Annotated in this window: 17 protein-coding genes; 15 read left to right on the top strand and 2 right to left on the bottom strand. The window is 39.6% G+C overall.

Going from position 1 to position 14,623, the window contains the following annotated elements; all coding sequences use genetic code 11:
• The first annotated feature begins 160 nt into the window (after nt 1-160).
• The 6 genes from FMM05_RS10485 to FMM05_RS10460 all read left to right on the top strand — a co-directional run bounded on the left by FMM05_RS10485 (nt 161) and on the right by FMM05_RS10460 (nt 4,544).
• The gene (locus tag FMM05_RS10485; RefSeq protein WP_143373332.1) at nt 161-601 is read left to right on the top strand and encodes a hypothetical protein; all 441 of its coding nucleotides are present in this window, start codon (nt 161-163) and stop codon (nt 599-601) included.
• 75 nt (nt 602-676) lie between these two features.
• Nucleotides 677-949 (top strand): hypothetical protein, encoded by a 273-nt coding sequence (locus tag FMM05_RS10480; protein WP_143373331.1) that lies wholly within the window; start codon nt 677-679, stop codon nt 947-949.
• Nucleotides 950-1,018: 69 nt separating this feature from the next.
• Nucleotides 1,019-1,684: a J domain-containing protein gene (locus FMM05_RS10475; RefSeq protein WP_143373330.1), complete on the top strand. Its 666-nt coding sequence runs from the start codon at nt 1,019-1,021 to the stop codon at nt 1,682-1,684.
• An 86-nt stretch (nt 1,685-1,770) separates the two neighbouring features.
• Complete coding sequence (locus FMM05_RS10470; RefSeq protein ID WP_143373329.1) at nt 1,771-3,642, top strand: CocE/NonD family hydrolase; 1,872 nt, start codon at nt 1,771-1,773, stop codon at nt 3,640-3,642.
• 50 nt (nt 3,643-3,692) lie between these two features.
• Entirely contained in the window at nt 3,693-4,055 is a 363-nt protein-coding gene (locus FMM05_RS10465) for a VOC family protein (RefSeq protein WP_143373328.1), read from the top strand.
• A gap of 18 nt (nt 4,056-4,073) precedes the next feature.
• The gene (locus tag FMM05_RS10460; RefSeq protein WP_143373327.1) at nt 4,074-4,544 is read left to right on the top strand and encodes a DUF1572 domain-containing protein; all 471 of its coding nucleotides are present in this window, start codon (nt 4,074-4,076) and stop codon (nt 4,542-4,544) included.
• On the opposite strand, the gene FMM05_RS10455 is transcribed toward FMM05_RS10460, so the two are convergent.
• Both FMM05_RS10455 and FMM05_RS10450 read right to left on the bottom strand, forming a co-directional pair.
• Nucleotides 4,534-5,064, bottom strand: coding sequence for an HD domain-containing protein (locus FMM05_RS10455; RefSeq protein ID WP_143373326.1), 531 nt, complete (start codon nt 5,062-5,064; stop codon nt 4,534-4,536). The genes FMM05_RS10460 and FMM05_RS10455 overlap by 11 nt on opposite strands.
• A 268-nt stretch (nt 5,065-5,332) precedes the next feature.
• Complete coding sequence (locus tag FMM05_RS10450) at nt 5,333-7,264, bottom strand: amino acid permease (RefSeq protein WP_143373325.1); 1,932 nt, start codon at nt 7,262-7,264, stop codon at nt 5,333-5,335.
• A gap of 215 nt (nt 7,265-7,479) precedes the next feature.
• Between FMM05_RS10450 and FMM05_RS10445 the strand changes: the two genes are divergently transcribed.
• The 9 genes from FMM05_RS10445 (at nt 7,480) to FMM05_RS10405 (ending at nt 14,623) form a co-directional block, all read left to right on the top strand.
• The gene (locus tag FMM05_RS10445; RefSeq protein WP_143373324.1) at nt 7,480-8,118 is read left to right on the top strand and encodes a peroxiredoxin; all 639 of its coding nucleotides are present in this window, start codon (nt 7,480-7,482) and stop codon (nt 8,116-8,118) included.
• A 26-nt stretch (nt 8,119-8,144) separates the two neighbouring features.
• Nucleotides 8,145-8,459 (top strand): thioredoxin family protein, encoded by a 315-nt coding sequence (locus tag FMM05_RS10440; protein ID WP_143373323.1) that lies wholly within the window; start codon nt 8,145-8,147, stop codon nt 8,457-8,459.
• Nucleotides 8,440-8,700: a DUF6952 family protein gene (locus tag FMM05_RS10435; RefSeq protein ID WP_143373322.1), complete on the top strand. Its 261-nt coding sequence runs from the start codon at nt 8,440-8,442 to the stop codon at nt 8,698-8,700. Before FMM05_RS10440 ends, FMM05_RS10435 begins: the two co-directional genes overlap by 20 nt.
• Before the next feature lie 84 nt (nt 8,701-8,784).
• A complete protein-coding gene (locus FMM05_RS10430; protein WP_143373321.1) occupies nt 8,785-9,618 on the top strand; it encodes an alpha/beta hydrolase in 834 nt (277 codons plus the stop codon).
• Nucleotides 9,619-10,182: a helix-turn-helix domain-containing protein gene (locus FMM05_RS10425; RefSeq protein WP_143373320.1), complete on the top strand. Its 564-nt coding sequence runs from the start codon at nt 9,619-9,621 to the stop codon at nt 10,180-10,182.
• A gap of 156 nt (nt 10,183-10,338) precedes the next feature.
• Nucleotides 10,339-11,088, top strand: coding sequence for a heavy-metal-associated domain-containing protein (locus FMM05_RS10420; protein ID WP_143373319.1), 750 nt, complete (start codon nt 10,339-10,341; stop codon nt 11,086-11,088).
• A gap of 69 nt (nt 11,089-11,157) precedes the next feature.
• Nucleotides 11,158-11,655, top strand: a complete 498-nt coding sequence (tpx, locus tag FMM05_RS10415) for a thiol peroxidase (protein WP_143373318.1) — start codon at nt 11,158-11,160, stop codon at nt 11,653-11,655.
• A gap of 15 nt (nt 11,656-11,670) precedes the next feature.
• A complete protein-coding gene (locus FMM05_RS10410) occupies nt 11,671-12,045 on the top strand; it encodes a diacylglycerol kinase (RefSeq protein ID WP_143373317.1) in 375 nt (124 codons plus the stop codon).
• A 34-nt stretch (nt 12,046-12,079) separates the two neighbouring features.
• Nucleotides 12,080-14,623 (top strand): DNA translocase FtsK, encoded by a 2,544-nt coding sequence (locus tag FMM05_RS10405; RefSeq protein WP_143373316.1) that lies wholly within the window; start codon nt 12,080-12,082, stop codon nt 14,621-14,623.

Below are 14,623 nucleotides of genomic sequence, written 5' to 3'. Positions count from 1 at the left end.
TCACCGTTGTGTGTCATTTTGAGCGCAGTGCAACGGAGTCGAAAAATCACATTTAACAAGCTGTTGAAACACTCAAAAAATTATATACATTTATAAGCGGAGTAAGATTGATTTCTTACTCCGCTTTCTTAATTATCAATTTGCTTAAAACAAAACATTAATGGAGTTTTCAGAGATAATAGATAACGAGTATTTTGATAAAATAATCTTATCATTAATACCAATAATATTAAAATTATTTGTTGGAAAAGATTCGAATCCAAAAAAATATTGGCAAATCGTAATTAATTATTTCATACCTGTTACAACTCTTTTATGGATTAATTTAGATGAAAATATTGAAATAAATAAATTAACATCAACTTTAATCGGATTGAACTTTACTATAATCGTATTCAACTATTGGCAACAAAAGCTTAATGACCAAAATGACCTATTAATTAAATTTACCAACATTGAAACAGATAAAATCCAACAAATTAATAATATTAACAATGTCCAGGTGGAAAAAATTACTGCGATAAATAGTAACCAAAAATATATACTGGATGAATTATCAAGAATCAATGATCGAATAATGAATCATTTAATAAATAAATAATATGGTCTTCCTATTGTAATTTGAAAGTGCAATCTAAATAATTTTATATATGTAAATTTAATTAACACTATAAATATGGACTACGGATATAAATTCGAAAAACTAATTGACAGTTACATCGGGCAACCTGATCGTGTGACTTATTCGACCAATTGGACAGATAAAAATGAAAGAACTGCGCTGCTTTTTAATGCTTGCGTTATGGAATATGACAAAAATAGTACTGAGGAAGTTGGTGAAAAATTAGAGTACTTTATGGAGGAATTGTTCAATGATACAGACGAAAAATTAATTAGCATTGAATGCCTTGATTTTTTAACTGATTTAAAATTAAGTAATAACGTTTAGTTAACTGAAATAAAAGGTTTAGTGTATTTCAAAAGATAAATTCTTAAATTGCCTCTTCTTAATTTATGAATGAAGGACTACTATAAAATACTCGGGGTAGCACCAAAAGCTTCACAGGCTGAAATTAAAACAGCCTACAGGCTGTTGGCGGTAAAGCACCACCCTGATAAAAACAACGGCGACAAAGCCAGCGAGGAGCGGTTTAAAGAAATATCAGAGTCGTATATTATCCTCGGCGATATAGCTAAGCGCAATGCCTACGATTATACTAAAGGTTACCAGAAAAACTACTACGGGCAGGATCCTAATTCAGATAAAGCTACACCTGCCACGTATCTTATACTTTTTAAAAGCATTAAAACCAAAGTGTTTAACGCAGGCGGACGCATTAACCAGGAGGCTCTTTTTAAAGTTATTGATGATATCCTTACCGATGAGAATATAAACTTTCTCATCCGGGCACAGCATGTAAACACCAATAGCATGATATTAGACGAAATTGTAACGTCATGCATTTTCCTTAACGATAGCCTAAAAACCCACATGCATGCCAGGCTTTTAAAGCTCGCAGATGGCGACCCTCAGTTTATAAACAAGATCTCCATCCTTAAAAATCCATCTACTGTTAAACCTAAAACGCAATCCGTAGAAAGTGTTGAAGAGCAATCTATAAGCCCCTCATTGCTCGTTTTTATTGTAGTTATTGTAATTATTATAGCAGTGCTCGCCATATAAATCAGTGCATAATCTTACAAAAGCGCAAAGTTTTTAATACCTTAGCAGCAGCGCTTTACAGTGTCACCAATCAAAACAAACCAAAGATGAAAGCACTACTCCAAATACTCTTATTCCTGTTTATATCAGCCCACGTCCTGGCACAGGATGGTCAGGCCGCCGATTCGCTTTACATGCGGAAAAATTATGATAAAGTTGAATACCGTATACCCATGCGCGACGGTGCTAAGCTGTTTACAGTGGTGTATCTACCCAAAGATAAGTCGGCTAAACATGCCTTTTTAATAAACCGTACCTGCTACAACGCATCAGAATATGCTGATTATAAAACCTATGGGCATCCATCTAAGTACTTGGTACAGGACGGTTATATAATCGTGTTTCAGGATGTGCGTGGTCGGTATATGTCAGATGGCGTGTTTAACAACATGACACCTAACATTCCCGGCAACAACCCAAAAAATATAAAAGATATCGACGAAAGTTCTGATACCTATGACACTATTGAGTGGCTGCTAAAAAACGTAAAAGGCAACAACGGCAAAGCTGGTATTTATGGAATTTCGTACCCCGGGTTTTACAGCGCTGCCTCCCTGCCCGATGCCCACCCTGCACTTAAAGCCGTATCGCCACAGGCACCGGTTTCAGATTTCTTTTTTGATGATTTTCACCATCAGGGTGCTTACTTAGAGAGCTATACCCCTGCTTTTCCTGTATTTGGCTATCAAAAAGATTCGCTTACCAAAGAAAACTGGTTTGATGAGCCGCTGATGCGCATGTATAATTTACGCCCTAAAGATGCCTATAATTTTTATATGCAATTGGGGCCGCTTAAAAACATCACGGCAAAATACCACCATGACAATTTTTTCTGGAAACAGATAATCGATCATCCTAATTACGATGAGTTTTGGCAAACGCGCAATATAATTCCGCACCTTGAAAACGTTACCCCGGCGGTTATGACCGTTGGTGGCTGGTTTGATGCCGAAGACCTTTACGGCCCGCTAAACATTTACAAAGCCATAGAAAAAACTACGCCAAAAGCCTATAATACTATAGTTATGGGCCCTTGGGCGCATGGTGCATGGGCACGCGAAGAAGGTAAATCAACCCATAACCATATTTATTTTGGCGATAGCATTTCTACATTTTACCAGCGCAATATAGAGCGTAAGTTCTTTTCGCATTTTTTAAAGGATGGTGAAAACCCTAAGCTTCCGGAAGCTTACATGTATGATACCGGTAAAAAAGAATGGAAAACTTTTGACATTTGGCCTCCAAAAAACCCGTTGGTAAAGCTTTACTTAGGCGACAACGAAAAACTGTCGGTTAATACACCGCTAAACGATAAAGCTGTTTTTGAGTATGTTAGCGACCCCGCAAAACCGGTTCCCTATACTTCGCAAACCGAAGGGCTTACCTTTACCCCACGCAACTTTATGAGCGATGACCAGCGCAATGCCTCCCGCAGGCCCGATGTACTTACTTTTGATACCGATGTGCTTACCGAAGATACAACGTTATCGGGCGAGATCCTCGCAAAGCTTGATGTTGCCATGACCGGCACCGATGCCGATTTTGTTGTGAAACTTATCGACGTTTACCCTAATGACGAACCTAATTATGATGGCAATCCTAAGAATATTGTTATGGCAGGCTACCAGCAACTGGTACGGTCGGAAGTATTTAGGGGGCGTTTCAGGAACAGTTACGAGAAACCCGAGCCCTTAGTGCCAAACCAAATAACACGTGTTAACGTGCCACTACAGGACATTTTACACACCTTTAAAAAGGGCCACCGCATTATGGTACAGATACACAGCACGTGGTTTCCTTACATAGACCGTAACCCTCAAAAATATGTAGATAACATTTATAAGGCTAACGAAGAAGACTTTATAAAATCTACCATTAAAATATACGGTTCTTCGGTTATAGAGATTGGTAAAAGGTAGTTGTCGGTTATTAGTAGACAGTTATTGGTAAATATAATAATGAACAAAATATGGATCATAAAGCTAAATCATTACGCCCGTTTATAGGAGCAAAAGATTATGAGGTATCGCGCAGTTTTTACCGCGACCTTGGGTTTGAAGAGGTAGAGCTGGAAGCCGATATGTCGGTTTTTAAATCGGGCAACCAGGCATTTTACCTTCAAAAGTATTATAATGAAGACTGGGTTAACAACACCATGCTATTTATGGAGGTTGACGATGTTAACCGGTTTTACAATGAATTAGTAGCCCTTAACCTCCCCGATAAATATGCGGGTGCAAGGGTTATACCCATACGAACAATGGATTGGGGTAAGGAATGTTTTTTGCACGATCCATCGGGTATTTTATGGCATTTTGGCGAGTTCTTTTAATATTTTAAGTTGTGGGTTATGAATGCATCTAAACAGGTAGCAAAACATTTTAGGGAAGTTTTCTTTGGCGGAAACTGGACCACCGTAAATTTAAAAGATACACTTGCCGATGTTACCTGGCAGCAGGCACTCACACAGGTGTATACCCTTAATACTATTGCTACACTTACCTGCCATATGACGTACTATGTGAGTGCAGTATCTAAGGTATTACAGGGAGAACCACTAAATGCCAGCGATAAATTGAGCTTTAACCACCCACCAATTGAATCGGAAGACGACTGGCAACAATTGCTGAAAAACATCTGGCATGAAGCCGAAAAATTTTCCCTGTTAATTGAAAACTTACCGGAAGACAAACTTTGGGAAGATTTTGATAACGGAAACTATGGCATTTATTACCGCAACCTTAACGGTATTATAGAGCATACGCATTACCATTTGGGCCAGATTGTAATACTTAAAAAGATATTGGTAGCTAACGCTTAAACATCGGCAATGGATTAAGCGGATGTTTTAATAAATTTTTAAAAACAGCTTTTGCCAAAAAAGCATGAAAACCAAGATTGGGCAATAATTTTCGGTTAGCAGCCAGGGCCTTTCTTTCAACGCCAAAACTCAGTAGCCCAAACGTAACATCAATCCAGTCCGCACGCCGAAAGGTTTCCACCGTTTGTTCGTACTTTCCTTTGTATGCGCCGGTTTTATGGTGCCAGTAGATCATCTGTGTAATTTCTCCGGATAAAGCCTCCCTCCCATTTACAAGCAAATATAATTTTGCCTGCGCAATTGATGGGTCTAAATAATCTATAGTATCGTTGGTCCATATACCTATGTCATGAAAAACGGCAGCAATGGCATATTTGTCAGCATTTAAATCACTGGAATCCAGCAGCAAACAATTTAAAAATACCCGGTATACGTGGTTTTTATATCTATGGTAGTCCGCACCCATTATTGGTTGAAATTCATTAAACAATGACTCAATAAGAGGATTAGGATAGGCCATGACATGATTATTAAGATTGTATAATTGCTTGTCAGTACACTCCCAAAGATAAATAATATAGTAATATTACGTTTGCGCAAGGATAAATTTAAAATGTAATAAAAATAATTACATTACTTATAAAGTTTGGCACAAATCTTGTTATTGTATAAATATTGTGAATCTCAGGATTTATTTTGAGGTTTGTTAATAATTGGTTGGTTGGTTTGTTAAGTCCCGTTACCCTCTTTAGGATAGCGGGGCTTTCTTTTTTATGTCAACCTAACAACTATAACTTACTAAGGTTCAGCTTGCTGTTTTTTTGGCTAAAGCCAAAATAAATAAGCAACCCAACAAGTAGCCACACAAAAAAGTAAATCCAGTTCCATACACTAAGCTGCGCCATCATGTAAAGGCAGCATATAAGGCCTAATAACGGGATAAGCGATAAGTTTTTCCTGAATGCCCATACAGATAGCAACACTAACGATATTAAGAATATCCACATTGGTATTTTATGCTTAAACAACTGGAAACCCGATTCATATTTAAGATCATCAGCTATTGGCAAACGGTTCACAACTTTCGGATAATCAGTTTCATCAAACTGACTTAATATTTGTTCAATATCGTTATTTACTGTTTCATTATCAAGATATTCGCCCGAATCATCTTTAATAAGATGATTATGTACTGCGATAGTTTGCTGTTCATTTAAAGACGTAACAATGGTAGATGGGCTATTTATTTCCTTTTTATTAGTGAGGAAAGCCATTGTTGTATCTTTATTATAAGCAAACAAAATAACCACCCCCACTATAAGCCCAAGCGGCATAATAAACTTAGCATTTACATAGGGGGTTTTGAATTTACCACGCGGAATATTCGGTTTGTTTTGCAATACCAAAACACCAGCACACACCAGCACAAAGGCAAACAGGGTACCAATACTACACAAGTCGGTTACCATAGTAAGATTAAGAAACAATGCCGGTATAGCCACCACAAAACCGGTTACAATAGTAGCGTAAGACGGTGTTTTAAATTTAGGGTGCACTTTAGAGAAACGTTTAGGCAGCAGGCCATCGCGGCTCATGCTCATCCATATGCGGGGCTGCCCCATCTGGAAAACCAATAATACACTTGCCATAGCAATTACGGCACTTACGGCTATAATACCGCTCATCCATTTAAGATTAAGTTTAGCAAAAACAAAGGCTAACGGGTCGCCCACATTAAGTTCGCTGTAGTTTACCATTCCGGTTAGTACCAATGCAATAACAACATACAAAACAGTACATATAATAATAGCCCACATCATACCCCTTGGCAGGTCGCGTTGCGGGTTCTTACATTCTTCTGCAGTGGTAGATATGGCATCAAAGCCAATATAAGCAAAGAAAACCGCTGATACCCCTTTAAGCACCCCGGCAGCACCGTTAGGCGCAAACGGGTCCCAATTGGCCGTATCTACATAAAATACCCCTACCGCTATAACCAATAATATAATGCACAACTTAACCACCACCATAAGGTTACTGGCGTTGCGCGACTCCTTCATACCCCTGTAAACAAGCGCAGTTATGATTATAATGATAAGCAAAGCAGGCAAATCGGCTACAAAATGGAACGCTCCAAGCGTAGGTGATGTTGTCCATGCGGTATAAGCAGCTTGTAGGCCACCGTCTAAATTTTCAAACGTTTTGCCACCCTGCATAAGAGCTGTAGCTTCGGTAAAGCCGTTAGAGGCCGTAAGGTAATCCATTTGCACCCATTGCGGCAGGTGTATGCCACCGCTATCTAAAAGGCCGGTAAAATAATCGCTCCAGGAAATGGCTACTGTAATATTACCAATGGCGTATTCCATAATAAGCGCCCACCCTATTATCCAGGCAATTAGTTCTCCAAAAGCAACATAGCTATAGGTATATGCACTCCCCGAAACCGGTACCATACTGGCAAATTCGGCATACGCAAAGGCTGCAAAACCACAGGCAAGGGCAGTAAACAGGAACAGGAAAATTACGGCCGGGCCACCATCGGCACTTGCTTTACCTATAGTGCTAAAAATACCCGCACCAATAATGGCGGCTATACCAAAGGCGGCTAAATCCCTAACACCTAAGTGCCTGCCAAGAGACTCATGCCCGTCGGCATTATTTTCAACCTGGTTTAAAATATCCTGAACGTTTTTCTTCCTGAAAAGATCTTTTAATGCCATTATAGTTTCGTTAGTCGTATAGCTAACAAATATAAAAAAGTAAATTAAAAAAGTGCGGCAGATTTGTATAATTCATAAATAATTCTTAATTTAAGATATATAGAATTTCCCTATACTTTAATAGAGATTTATGATAGTTATCATATTTATAAGATTGAGTTTGTTAGTATTTTTGCATTAATAATAAAATTCACAAACCATATAAATTTATAACTATGTCATTAGTAGGTAAAAAATTCCCAAACATCGAAGTAGACGCCATATCTGAAATGGGCGATAACCTAAAGATAAACGTTTACGAAGAAGCGGTTAATAATAAAAAGAAAGTATTGTTGTTCTGGTACCCTAAAGATTTCACTTTTGTTTGCCCTACAGAACTTCATGCTTTTCAGGCTGCGCTTGGTGAGTTCGAAAAAAGGAACACTACTGTAATTGGTGCATCTTGCGATACTAACGAAGTACACTTTGCATGGCTTAACACGCCTAAAGACAATGGCGGTATAGAAGGTGTTACTTACCCTATCCTTGCCGATACTAACAGGAACCTTGCTAACATTCTTGGTATTTTAGATATCCAGTCTTCAACATACAATGAAGATACAGACTCTGTTATCCTTGAAGGTTCTAACGTTACGTACAGGGCTACATATTTAGTAGACGAAGACGGAAAAATTTTCCACGAAAGTGTTAACGATATGCCTCTTGGCCGTAATGTAAACGAGTACTTAAGGCTTGTTGATGCTTACACGCACGTACAGGTTAAAGGTGAAGTTTGCCCTGCAAACTGGGAAGAAGGTAAAGAAGCAATGACAGCCGATCGTAACGGAGTGGCATCATACCTTGCTACAAACTAATTAAATAACTAAACACACACCTTATCATGTTACAGGAACTTGAAAAAGATAATTTGGCAGAGATCGTATCCGGTGAGCCGGTTGTGGTAGTACAGTATTCGGCAGGATGGTGCGGCAATTGCAGGATCATGAAGCCTAAATTTAAAAAAATGGCTTCGGAGAATGAAAACGTAACCTTTGTTCTTGCCGATGCAGAAAATTTCCCTGAATCGAGAAAGCTGGCAAACGTTAATAACCTTCCCACTTTTGCAACATTTAGAAACGGAGTCCTGGTTAACCAGGTACAAACAAATAAAGTAGAAATCTTAACCGACCTTGTAAATGAAGTTACCAGTAATTAAGCATTTAACTCAATTTATTGAGGATAATGACCAGGACTATGTTATTGAGGCCCTTGAGGTACTTGAAGCGCTAACCGAAGTTCCGTCTTTAAAAGATGAAGAACTTGATGTGGTGGGCGAACTTATCTCTAACATGTATGGCGCGCTTGAGGTTAACAAGATGATAAAAGACGGTATGGACAAGAAAACGGCGCTTAACAGTTTTATGATGCGCGTTCTTGGTGCCATAGATAAAAATTAAGTTTTTTCTTAATAGTTTAAATTACGCCTCCTTTTTAGGGGGCGTTTTTTTTATCTTTGGGCTATCCAAAACATCCATTTTTTTATGAAACATTTATTTTCTTTCATTACACTTCTTCTTTTACTAATTACCGGCAATGCCTGTAGCCAGCAGGCTAAAGACATCAGAAAATTACAGTACGGAACGCATAAACAAAATATTCTCGACCTGTTCTTACCGGCATCGTATACCAATAAAACACCGGTTGTTATTGTTATACACGGTGGTGCGTGGAATTTAGGCGACCAGTATTTTACCGAAAATGTTGCTGTTGGCCTTAGAGAACGCGGTTTTGTGGTTGCCAATATAGATTATCGTTACGTAAGCGATTCTGTTCACGCTAAAGATTTATTAGCTGATATAGATAAAGCAGTTGCCTACATGGAGAAAATATCTAAAGAGTATCATTTTAAAAGCAGCGGCTACCACGCGTCGGGCGTTAGTGCCGGTGCGCATTTAGCTCTATTATATAGTTATACATCAAACAAAAAAATAAAATCTATTGAGGCCTTGTGTGCCCCCTCTATTTTAAATGATCCTGACATACTTGCTTTTATAAATAGCCTAAAAGTGCTTAAAAATATTGAGCAACTGGCTAACGACACCTATACTTTAGGCACTAAACCGAGCGATAAATTTACTGCTATCAGCCCTATTGCACAAATAACACAGATACCTACGCTGTTGGTTCACGGAACCAAAGATAAGTCGGTGCAGTACAAAAATTCGACATTAATGCTGGAGCAGCTTCAAAAACAAAAAGTCCCCTCTAAACTGCTTACCATGCCTGGTAACGGCCACGATGTAGGCTTAAATCAACCCGATACCGCCAAAATAGTATTTGATGAAATGGCGGCCTGGGTTAAAAAACACGATTAAATTATGCACCTCTATATAAAAAACATGGTTTGTAACCGCTGCATTACCGCAGTGCGTAATGAACTTACCCAACTGGGCCATACCGTTGGCGAAATTACATTAGGCGAAGCCGAAATTGCAGCTGAGCCTTCTGTCCAAGAACTTAAAACCATTGATTCCTCGCTTAAAAAGTTAGGCTTTGAACTGATTGAAGACCGAAAGAGCCGCATTATAGAGCAGGTTAAAAACGAGATTATTTATTTGGTACACCATAGTAACGATGTGCTGCTTACCAACTTATCGTCGTGGCTGGCTGATAAGGTCAATTACGATTATACGTACCTAAGTAATTTATTTTCTGAAGTGGAAGGCACTACTATCGAGAAATATTACATTGCCCAGCGCATAGAAAAAGTGAAAGAGCTCTTGGTTTACAATGAACTTTCGCTGGCGCAAATAGCCGATATGCTGGGTTACAGTAGTGCGGCATACTTATCGAGCCAGTTTAAAAAAGTAACAGGATTAACCCCTACGTTTTACAAATCGGTTAAAGAAAACAAACGCCGCAGTATAGACCAACTGTAAAAGTTATAGGTATTTCTAAAAATAGCATAGGGGTAAAAGGCTTTTATTGGCGAACTTTGTGCAGCCCCCTAACCCCCAAAGCGGGAATAGCAACAATTGGCAGCTCCCCTCCTTTGGAGGGGCCGGGGGAGGCTGCTAAAACTTGAAACAAATTCTATGACCCACACCTATAATATTACCGGAATGACCTGCGAGGGCTGTGTAGCTAAAGTAAGCTACCTGCTAAAACAACTACCACAAGTAACCAACGTTGCTATAAACCTTGACAAAGGCCAGGCCGATGTTACTATGGATAGCCACGTGCCTACCCCTGCCTTGCAGCAGGCATTAAAAGATTATCCAAAATACCGGTTAACCGAAGAGCATTCGGTCCACCATACTGCACCTGTAGATGTATTTGGCAACACCCCTGAAGTTGCCAAAAACTGGGCTGAGACCTATAAGCCCATATTGTTGATATTTGGGTACATAACCGTTATATCTTCAATAGCAGCTTTATATAACGGCATGTTTAACGGCATGACGTTTATGCGCATTTTTATGGCGGGGTTCTTCCTTACGTTTTCCTTCTTTAAAATGCTCGACCTAAAGGGGTTTGCCAACAGCTACGCCATGTACGATGTGGTTGCTAAAAAAATCCCGGTTTGGGGTTACATATATGCCTTTTTAGAATTGGGATTAGGATTAAGTTTCGCATTAGATTTTGAACCCATTTTTACAAATGCTTTTACCGCTGTGCTTATGTTTGTTAGCCTGCTTGGGGTATTACAGAGCGTTTTAAACAAAAAGAAAATTCAGTGTGCATGCCTTGGCGCGGTGTTTAACCTGCCTATGAGCACCGTAACAATTATAGAAGACGGCCTTATGATTGCCATGAGCATTGCTATGCTGTTTATGTACTTATAAAAAGCCACTGCCCCCTATGGTTTACCATATATTTTGTTACTTTTGCTATTTATAACAAATCACAAAATAATGGCAAATATTTTATTAGGGGGCAACCCTGTACACACCACCGGAGAACTACCTCAAACAGGCACAACAGCACCCGATTTTACACTTGTAAAAGGCGACCTTTCTACGGTTTCATTATCAGATTTTAAAGGCAGTAAACTTATACTTAACATATTCCCAAGTGTAGATACAGGTACTTGTGCTGCATCGGTACGTAAATTTAACGAGAAAGCAAGTTCTTTAGAGAACACTAAGGTACTTTGCATTTCGCGCGACCTTCCTTTTGCCCAAAACCGTTTTTGTGGCGCCGAAGGCTTAAGCAATGTGATTACATTATCTGACTTTAAAGACGGTAGCTTTGGTAACAGCTATGGCCTTAATATTATAGACGGACCTCTTGCAGGCCTTAACTCAAGGGCTGTAGTAGTTATAAACGAAGAAGGCAATATTACGTATACAGAACAGGTTGCCGATATTAAAGATGAGCCTAATTATGATAACGCCCTTGCGGCTCTGTAATTAGCGTAACTGGCAATGAAAGACAACAGGTTTGTAAAAGGCAGGATTAAAAGTGTTACGTATTCGGTTATTGGCGCGTGGAAACTCGTTAGCAGTGAGCACAGCATCATGGTGCAGTTTTCTTTAGGCGTTGCTGTAACCATAGCCGGATTTTATTTTAACATTACCGCTACCGAATGGATGCTTCAAACCATGTGCATAGGCCTGGTAATGGCTATAGAAGGTGCTAACACTGCCATAGAAAAAATCTGTGATTTTATTCACCCTGATTTTAATCGTAAAATAGGATTTATAAAAGACATTGCCTCAGGCGCTGTATTTTTTGCGGCACTGGCGGCAATTGTTGTTGGCACAATAATTTATTACCCAAGGATAGCAGCATTTTTTTAATTTTTGATATTTTTACCAAGTAGAGTAAACCAGCATGGCAAAAGCAAAAAAAGAAACCAAGGAAACACAAAAACCGGTAATGGAAAAAAGAAAATGGAAATTATCGCGCCAAAACAAAGTATTGGTGGGTGTGCTGTTCTTTCTGTTCTCTGTGGCATTGCTGCTTTCTTTTATCTCCTATTTTTTATACTGGCAGGCCGACCAGAGTGCGCTTGATGCGTTTTCTGAAAGGAATGAGCCGGTGCAAAACTGGCTGGGTAAATTTGGCGCATGGCTGGCTTATGTGTTTTTATACCAAGGCTTTGGTGTGGCATCGTTTATACTAATACGCTTCTTCTTTTTAGTGGGCGCGCATTTAGTGTTAGACCTGCCTGTTGGCAAACTTAAAAAAACCTTGTTCTGGGATTTATTCCTTGTAATAATAGTATCGGTATTATGCGGATTCTTTAATGCCTACCTGCCGGAACTTGGCGGGGTAATAGGCTACGAAATGAACCTGTTTATGCAGGATTACCTTGGCAAAACCGGGACGTTACTGGTACTAATTTTCGCTTTATTTACCTTCTTAATCCTAAGGATTAAAATATCTCCGGATGCTATTAAGTCTTTATTTGAGAGAAAACCAAGAGAGGATGAAGATGAAGAACTGGAAGAGCCTGAATTGGTTAGAGAATCTTTAAAAGCTCCCGTACCCGTTGCTGTTGCAGAGGATGAGGATGAAGATCCGGAATACAATCGACCTAACTACGAGGATATGCCTGTAGATGAGGAGGAATACGATGAAGCTTTAGACCATATCGAATTAAAAACCGTACCTACCCCAACTCCGGTTGCCCCGGTTACAACATCGCAGTTTGAAATTAACCGCGAGGCTATGAAGCCTACCATAACAAATTCTTCTCAAATAAATTTAGATCCGGTTTCTAAACAAAAACCTGTTATTGAGGTTGCACCGCAGCTTCATGAAATTATAGAAACGGCTGACGATAATTTTGTTATCGAAAAAATAGCCGATGAAGATATTGTAGAAGAAAACCTCGCTTCAAGGCTGGTAAAAGATTTCGGTTTGTTCGACCCTACCCTGGAGCTTTCTAACTACCAGTTCCCCCCTATCGATCTGCTTAAAGATTATTCAGCAGGTGGCATAACCATTAACCAGGAAGAATTAGAAGAAAACAAGAACCGTATTGTAGAAACGCTTCTTAACTATAAAATATCTATTGCACAGATTAAGGCAACCGTAGGCCCAAGTGTTACGCTATACGAAATTGTACCTGATGCGGGTATCCGTATCTCAAAAATAAAAAGCCTTGAAGATGATATTGCGTTATCGCTTTCAGCATTAGGTATCCGTATTATTGCACCTATTCCCGGTAAGGGGACTATTGGTATAGAGGTACCTAACAAGACCCCAACCATGGTATCTATGAAGAGCGTTATTGGCTCGCCAAAATTCCAGGCTGCCGAAATGGAACTTCCTATAGCTCTTGGTAAAACCATATCTAACGAAACCTTTGTGGTAGACCTCGCCAAAATGCCCCACTTGCTTATGGCCGGTGCTACGGGTCAGGGTAAATCGGTAGGGTTAAATGCCGTACTAACATCGTTACTTTATAAAAAACACCCTGCCGAGGTTAAATTCGTGCTGGTAGACCCTAAAAAGGTAGAGCTTACCTTATTTAATAAAATAGAGCGCCACTACCTGGCAAAGCTACCCGATGACGGCGATGCAATTATTACAGATAACACCAAGGTTATCAATACCTTAAATTCATTATGTATCGAGATGGATAACCGTTACAACCTTCTTAAGGATGCAATGGTTAGGAATATTAAGGAGTATAACGATAAATTCCGTCAAAGGAAACTGAACCCGGAAAACGGCCACCGTTTTTTACCGTACATTGTATTGGTGGTAGATGAGTTTGCCGACCTTATTATGACGGCCGGTAAAGAGGTAGAAACCCCTATTGCACGTTTGGCGCAGCTTGCCCGTGCTATTGGTATCCACTTGATTATTGCAACGCAAAGGCCATCGGTTAACGTTATTACCGGTATTATTAAGGCCAACTTCCCGGCAAGGATAGCCTTTAGGGTAACTTCTAAAATTGACTCAAGGACTATCCTTGACAGCCAGGGTGCTGATCAGCTTATTGGCCGCGGAGATTTACTATACACACAGGGTAACGACCTTACCCGCGTGCAGTGTGCTTTTGTAGATACTCCCGAAGTTGAAAGAATTACCGAATTTATTGGAGGCCAAAAAGCTTATCCTGAGGCTTATTTGCTTCCGGAGTTCTTTGGAGAGGAAAGTGGCACTAATCTTGATATAGACATTAGCGAAAGAGATTCGATGTTCAGGGAAGCTGCAGAGGTTATTGTAACCGCCCAACAGGGTTCGGCCTCATTGCTTCAGCGAAAGCTAAAACTGGGTTACAACCGTGCGGGCAGGCTTATAGACCAGCTAGAAGCCGCAGGTATTGTAGGCCCGTTTGAAGGTAGTAAAGCCCGTAGCGTTAACGTACAGGACTTAGCATCTCTTGAGCAATTTTTAAAAAATGAAGAAAACAACTTTTAG

The sequence above is a fragment of the Flavobacterium zepuense genome (genome assembly GCF_007097145.1).
Lineage (GTDB): Bacteria > Bacteroidota > Bacteroidia > Flavobacteriales > Flavobacteriaceae > Flavobacterium > Flavobacterium zepuense.
The sequence above is the reverse complement of the archived record's forward strand: the minus strand, read 5'-3'. Positions and strand labels throughout refer to the sequence as shown.

Excerpts from the sequence above, each read along its gene's own strand:
- FMM05_RS10465 (WP_143373328.1), top strand. The coding sequence starts at position 3,693 with ATGGATCATAAAGCTAAATCATTACGCCCGTTTATAGGAGCAAAAGAT.
- FMM05_RS10430 (WP_143373321.1), top strand. The coding sequence starts at position 8,785 with ATGAAACATTTATTTTCTTTCATTACACTTCTTCTTTTACTAATTACC.
- FMM05_RS10480 (WP_143373331.1), top strand. The coding sequence starts at position 677 with ATGGACTACGGATATAAATTCGAAAAACTAATTGACAGTTACATCGGG.
- tpx (WP_143373318.1), top strand. The coding sequence starts at position 11,158 with ATGGCAAATATTTTATTAGGGGGCAACCCTGTACACACCACCGGAGAA.
- FMM05_RS10410 (WP_143373317.1), top strand. The coding sequence starts at position 11,671 with ATGAAAGACAACAGGTTTGTAAAAGGCAGGATTAAAAGTGTTACGTAT.
- FMM05_RS10455 (WP_143373326.1), bottom strand. The coding sequence starts at position 5,064 with ATGGCCTATCCTAATCCTCTTATTGAGTCATTGTTTAATGAATTTCAA.
- FMM05_RS10420 (WP_143373319.1), top strand. The coding sequence starts at position 10,339 with ATGACCCACACCTATAATATTACCGGAATGACCTGCGAGGGCTGTGTA.
- FMM05_RS10450 (WP_143373325.1), bottom strand. The coding sequence starts at position 7,264 with ATGGCATTAAAAGATCTTTTCAGGAAGAAAAACGTTCAGGATATTTTA.
- FMM05_RS10445 (WP_143373324.1), top strand. The coding sequence starts at position 7,480 with ATGTCATTAGTAGGTAAAAAATTCCCAAACATCGAAGTAGACGCCATA.
- FMM05_RS10470 (WP_143373329.1), top strand. The coding sequence starts at position 1,771 with ATGAAAGCACTACTCCAAATACTCTTATTCCTGTTTATATCAGCCCAC.
- FMM05_RS10440 (WP_143373323.1), top strand. The coding sequence starts at position 8,145 with ATGTTACAGGAACTTGAAAAAGATAATTTGGCAGAGATCGTATCCGGT.
- FMM05_RS10460 (WP_143373327.1), top strand. The coding sequence starts at position 4,074 with ATGAATGCATCTAAACAGGTAGCAAAACATTTTAGGGAAGTTTTCTTT.
- FMM05_RS10475 (WP_143373330.1), top strand. The coding sequence starts at position 1,019 with ATGAAGGACTACTATAAAATACTCGGGGTAGCACCAAAAGCTTCACAG.
- FMM05_RS10485 (WP_143373332.1), top strand. The coding sequence starts at position 161 with ATGGAGTTTTCAGAGATAATAGATAACGAGTATTTTGATAAAATAATC.
- FMM05_RS10405 (WP_143373316.1), top strand. The coding sequence starts at position 12,080 with ATGGCAAAAGCAAAAAAAGAAACCAAGGAAACACAAAAACCGGTAATG.
- FMM05_RS10435 (WP_143373322.1), top strand. The coding sequence starts at position 8,440 with ATGAAGTTACCAGTAATTAAGCATTTAACTCAATTTATTGAGGATAAT.